Raw genomic sequence first — 4652 nt, 5'->3', positions numbered from 1 at the left:
GTCTTGAACAGCGCCAGACTGAACAGTGGCTCCTTGGCAGTGGCGGCATAGAGCCAGTAACTCGCCATCGCTGCCAACCCGAAGATCAGCGCAAACAGCGCCCAGCCGGTGGAGATGCTGTGCTCACCCAGCCCCTGCAAGCCCACCGACACCAGCACCATACCTGCACTGAACATCACGAACCCCTGCCAGTCGAACTTGGCCGTGCCTTGCCGCAGGTCGGGCATGAAGTGCCAGCTGGCGATAAAGCCGACGATTCCCACCGGCAGATTGATGAGAAACACCCAGTGCCAGCTCGCCACCTCCACCAGCCAGCCTCCCAGTGCCGGGCCGATCAAGGGCCCCACCAGCCCGGGAATGGTGACGAACGACATCACCCGCAACAACTCGTGCTTGCTGTAGACCCTCAGCACGGCGAGGCGCCCCACAGGCATCAGCAGGGCACCACCTACGCCTTGCAGCACCCGGGCCGCCACCAGCATGGGCAGGGTATTGGAGGCGGCGCAGGCCAACGAACCCAGGGTGAACAGCAGGATGGCGGCCAGATAGATGCGGCGGGTGCCGAACCTGTCCGCCAGCCAGCCGGAGGCGGGAATGAGCAGTGCCACCGTCAGCATATAGGCGATGATCACCGACTGCATCTGCAGCGGGCTCTCGCCCAGGGTCTCGGCCATGCTGGGCAGGGCCGTGTTGAGGATGGTGCCATCCAGAGTCTGCATGAAGAAGCCGACCGCCGTCAGCAACGGCAGCCACTTGCGTTGGGCAGGGGTCACCATGTGTGTGCTATCGGGCATGAGCAACCACCTCCTCTTCAGATAAAAAAAGACCCGCACGCAAGCGGGTCATATCAGCCTGTCAGGCATCCGGTTGGCCGAGCATGGCTTTGAGCCGCTCTTCCAGACTGGGCTCGGGGGCCTTGAGCGTATCAAGGAACAGCCGCTCGATCCCCGCTTTGTCCTGACTTTTCACGATAAACACCAGCCGGGACTGGGCCTTGCCCTCAGGCCAGTCGCCCAATGCCTGCAACGGATAGAGCTGGCCATGGACGCCGTGGATCACCACAGGTTGGCTTTCACCCTCCAGCTGCAAGATCCCCTTGAGCCGCAGCAGGGCATCGCCATATTGGGCCTGCACCGCATCGATGGCGGCCAGCAGGCGAGACGGCTTGAGCGGCTCACCGATGCGCAGGGAGAAGCTCTCGATGTTGCCATGGTCGAAATGGGTCGGCGCGGCGGTGCCCACCTTGGCGGCGAATGGCTGCATCTTGGGCTGCATCGGCGAGGCCAGCCCCTGCTTCGGGGATTCGGTGCGCAGCCAAGCCAGCAGCTGACGCACGTCGCGCCCCGCCGCCTCGTTGTAGGCACCGAGCTTCTCCAGCACCGCTGGCGACAACTCGCCATTAGTCACCCGCTCGATGGGGGCCGCCGGGTTGAGGGATGCCAGCTGGGCTTCGACCCGCGCCAGCTGTTCGCCATCCACCAGATCCCCCTTGCTCACCACCAGCAGATCCGCCAGCGCCACCTGCTTGACCGCCTCATATTGAGCCGCCAACTGCTGTTCGATATGACCGGCATCCACCACTGTCACAGTGCCATCGAAGCGGTAACGCTGGGCGATAAAGCCCTCTTCGCGCAGGGTAAACAGCACGGGAGCAGGATCGGCCAGGCCGGTTGTTTCTATGATAAGTCGCTTGAACGGCTTAATTTTTCGCTGGATGGCGCGCATGAAGAGCCCCTGCAGCGCCTCCATCAGGGAGCCTTGCACCGAGCAGCAGATGCAGCCCGAATCGAGCAGCACCACCTGCTCGTCCACCTGCTGCACCAGATGGTGATCCAGCCCCACCGAGCCGAACTCGTTGATCAGCACGGCGCACTCGCCAAGCTCAGGCTGCTTGACCCAGTGGTTGAGCAAGGTGGTCTTGCCGCTGCCGAGAAAGCCGGTCAGCAGGGTCACAGGGATACGGGTGTCTTGCATATCGGTCATGTCGGGTCCTTACCGGTTGGCAAACAGGTCGCTGAGCCAGCGGTTTTCGAAGCGGCCGTGAGGGTCGAGCTCGCGCTTCAAAGCCACAAAGTCGTTCCAGCGTGGCAACAGGGCCGGGAAGTCGTAGAGATCCATCGCCAGATGCTTGCCAAAATGGGGAATGCCGCCGAGCGGCACCAGCAGTTGCTGCAACTCGCGCATCTGCTCCATGGAACCGTTGACGAAGGTGCCGTCCGCCGCCAGATAGACCAAAAAACCCACCCAGCAGACCGACTGACCATGGGCAGCGCTGAGCCAGGCCTCGGAGGGGCCGGTGCAGCGCAGGATAAAGGGGTAGTGCAACACGCCGGGATTGGCCTGCTGCCACGCTTGCAGGGTCTCCAGCGCCTCGGTCATGCGATTGAGCGGCACCGCCACCTCGCAGTTGATCTGGGGCGCCGGGATCCCCTTGCAGAGGATCTGGTAGACGTTGCCCACCAGGTCGGAGGCATCCTTGAAACGGCGCACCGTCTCGAAGTGCTCCCCTGCCAGCGCCTCATCCTTGGTGTCTTTCGCCATCTTCTGCAGGGTGGCATCTATGGTGGCGTTCATGCGGGCGTCGATATCGCCCTCCAGCAGCAGCGGCTCGCTGCCAGCGGCGCGGTAGCGGGCCACCTCGTCATCGGAGGCGGGATCCACCAGCCAGATATGGCTCTCGCCGGTCCAGGCGAACCACCAGCTCTTCACGAAGCCGTGCTCGCGGTTGAGCCGCTCATTGTGTTCCAGCAGGAAGGGATAGTCGGTGGTGAACTTGGTGCAGCGCATGATGCGGTTGGGCACGGTACGCAGGGTGACGTCGAGCAGGATGCCGAGCATGCCCATCCCCATCACGAAGGCGCCGAAGCGCGGATCGGTGCGATCCACGCAAATGATGTCGCCACTGGCCAGCATCACAGTCATCGCCTCCACCGCATCGCAGAGGGCAGACTGGTGCAGCCCCTGACCGTGGGTGCCGGTGCTGAGGGCACCGCCCAGGGTCTGGATGCCAATGACGCCGGGGGATGCGGGCAGCATCCGCTCCATGGCGATGAGATCAGCGTAAATGGTATCGAGCGGCGTACCCGCCTGATAGGTGACGGTATCGGCGGTTTTCGCCAGCTGGCCGCGCAGGTGGTACAGATCCACCAGCAGCGCCTGACTGCCCTCGGCATAGACGCTGTGGATGGGTTCGAAGGAGAGGCCTGAGCCGATCAGCCGCAGCTTGCGCCCGGGGTGTTCGCGCAGCAGCGCTTGCAGCTCGTCGCTATGGGTCGGGCGCCACACCTGATCCAGCGCGCCGAGGGGGTTGGTCCTGGACCAGTTGAACAGCACCTCCCGATTGTTGATCGCCTTGATGCTGTGAAATGCCTGGAACTTGACCGTCATACCGCGCCTCATCTGACTTCAAAATGAGCGGTAATTCTACCGAAAAGCGGACCACAAGGCATGAAAAACAAGCCCCTACAGTCGAGAGTGGATAAGGGGTATGACTCACCCACTCCCTCAGCGCGATTGCTGGGTCAGTGCCAGCAGCATGCCAAACCCCACCAGCAAGCCGCCAAACACCCGATCGATCCAGTGGCGCACCGCCAAGAGACGGGCCCGTACCGACGCGGTGGAGAAGAAAAGCGCCACCGCACTGAACCAAAGGGCGTGGGCCAGCGCTATGAAGGCACCATAGCCGAGCTGGACGCCAAGGGGCGTGTCCGGTCGCACCACCTGCATAAACAGGCTGACGATGAAGATGGTGGTCTTGGGGTTGAGCACATTGGTCAGAAACCCGGTGCGCAGGGCCCCCAGGCTGGAGAGGGTCGGCTGGCTGGCTATCTCCTCATGGGTCACAGGCCTGGCACGCAACATCTTGATGCCGAGGAAGATGAGGTAGGCAGCCCCTGCCAGCTTGATGAGGTTGAACAACCAGAGCGACTGCTGGATCAGCAGGCCGACCCCCAGCAGTGTGTAGGTCACATGGACACAGACCCCGGCCGCTATGCCGAGCGCCGTCAGCACGCCGGTGCGACGGGAGAGCAGCAGGCTGTTGCGCGACACCATGGCAAAATCGGGCCCCGGGCTGATGACGGCAAAGAAGGTAATGGCCACTACGGCTAACAGTTCGGTCATGAAAAAGAGTCCTGATGCTGAGAGATATCGGCTATTTTATTTGGCATTCACACCAATAACGAACGATAACTTCTGACATGAATGGTGATAATAACTCACAGAAAGACCTCTCCCTCCCCTCCCTGACGGCACTGCGCTGTTTCGAGGTGGCGGCCCGCACCGAAAACTTCAGCCGCGCCGCCGATGAGCTGCATCTCACCCATGGCGCCATCAGCCGGGCAGTACGCCTGCTGGAGGAGGAGCTGGGGATCGGGCTGTTCGAGCGCCGCCAGCGCCGGGTCTTTCTGACCGAGGCGGGCAGCAGGCTACATGAGGCCGTCAGGGAAGGGCTGGGCAGGATCCGGGAGACGGTGCAGGCGCTGCGCCAGCAGAGCAAGCCCCAGTCGCTGGTCATCTCCTGCGAGCCCACCCTGCTGATGCGCTGGCTGATCCCGCGCTGGCCTGCCTTTCAAGCCCTGCATCCCGAGCTGGACGTGCATCTGATGGCGGGCGGTGGCGCCCTCAGCTTTGGCAACGGCATAGACCTCGCC

At 62.9% G+C, this 4652-nt stretch carries 5 protein-coding genes; 1 reads left to right on the top strand and 4 read right to left on the bottom strand.

Annotated elements, in window-relative coordinates; genetic code table 11:
• The 4 genes from AAC083_RS13840 to AAC083_RS13825 form a co-directional block, all read right to left on the bottom strand.
• The coding region (locus tag AAC083_RS13840; protein WP_146181675.1) for an MFS transporter at window positions 1–794 on the bottom strand (794 nt) is incomplete at its 3' end.
• 61 nt (window positions 795–855) lie between these two features.
• Window positions 856–1983, bottom strand: coding sequence for a CobW family GTP-binding protein (locus AAC083_RS13835; protein WP_181364750.1), 1128 nt, complete (start codon window positions 1981–1983; stop codon window positions 856–858).
• 9 nt (window positions 1984–1992) lie between these two features.
• Window positions 1993–3387 (bottom strand): D-arabinono-1,4-lactone oxidase, encoded by a 1395-nt coding sequence (locus AAC083_RS13830; protein WP_108536894.1) that lies wholly within the window; start codon window positions 3385–3387, stop codon window positions 1993–1995.
• Between the two features lie 117 nt (window positions 3388–3504).
• Window positions 3505–4122, bottom strand: a complete 618-nt coding sequence (locus tag AAC083_RS13825; protein ID WP_108536893.1) for a LysE family translocator — start codon at window positions 4120–4122, stop codon at window positions 3505–3507.
• 77 nt (window positions 4123–4199) lie between these two features.
• On the opposite strand from AAC083_RS13825, the gene AAC083_RS13820 reads away from it, so the two are divergent.
• On the top strand, window positions 4200–4652 hold a 453-nt coding region (locus tag AAC083_RS13820; protein WP_146181674.1), incomplete at its 3' end, for a LysR family transcriptional regulator.

Origin of the sequence: Aeromonas sp. HMWF014, assembly GCF_963878295.1 — a bacterium.
Taxonomy (GTDB): Bacteria; Pseudomonadota; Gammaproteobacteria; order Enterobacterales; family Aeromonadaceae; genus Aeromonas; species Aeromonas popoffii.
The sequence above is the reverse complement of the archived record's forward strand: the minus strand, read 5'-3'. Positions and strand labels throughout refer to the sequence as shown.

Bases quoted from the DNA above. Each gene is read 5' to 3' on its own strand.
- AAC083_RS13835 (WP_181364750.1), bottom strand. From the start codon at position 1,983: ATGACCGATATGCAAGACACCCGTATCCCTGTGACCCTGCTGACCGGC.
- AAC083_RS13830 (WP_108536894.1), bottom strand. From the start codon at position 3,387: ATGACGGTCAAGTTCCAGGCATTTCACAGCATCAAGGCGATCAACAAT.
- AAC083_RS13825 (WP_108536893.1), bottom strand. From the start codon at position 4,122: ATGACCGAACTGTTAGCCGTAGTGGCCATTACCTTCTTTGCCGTCATC.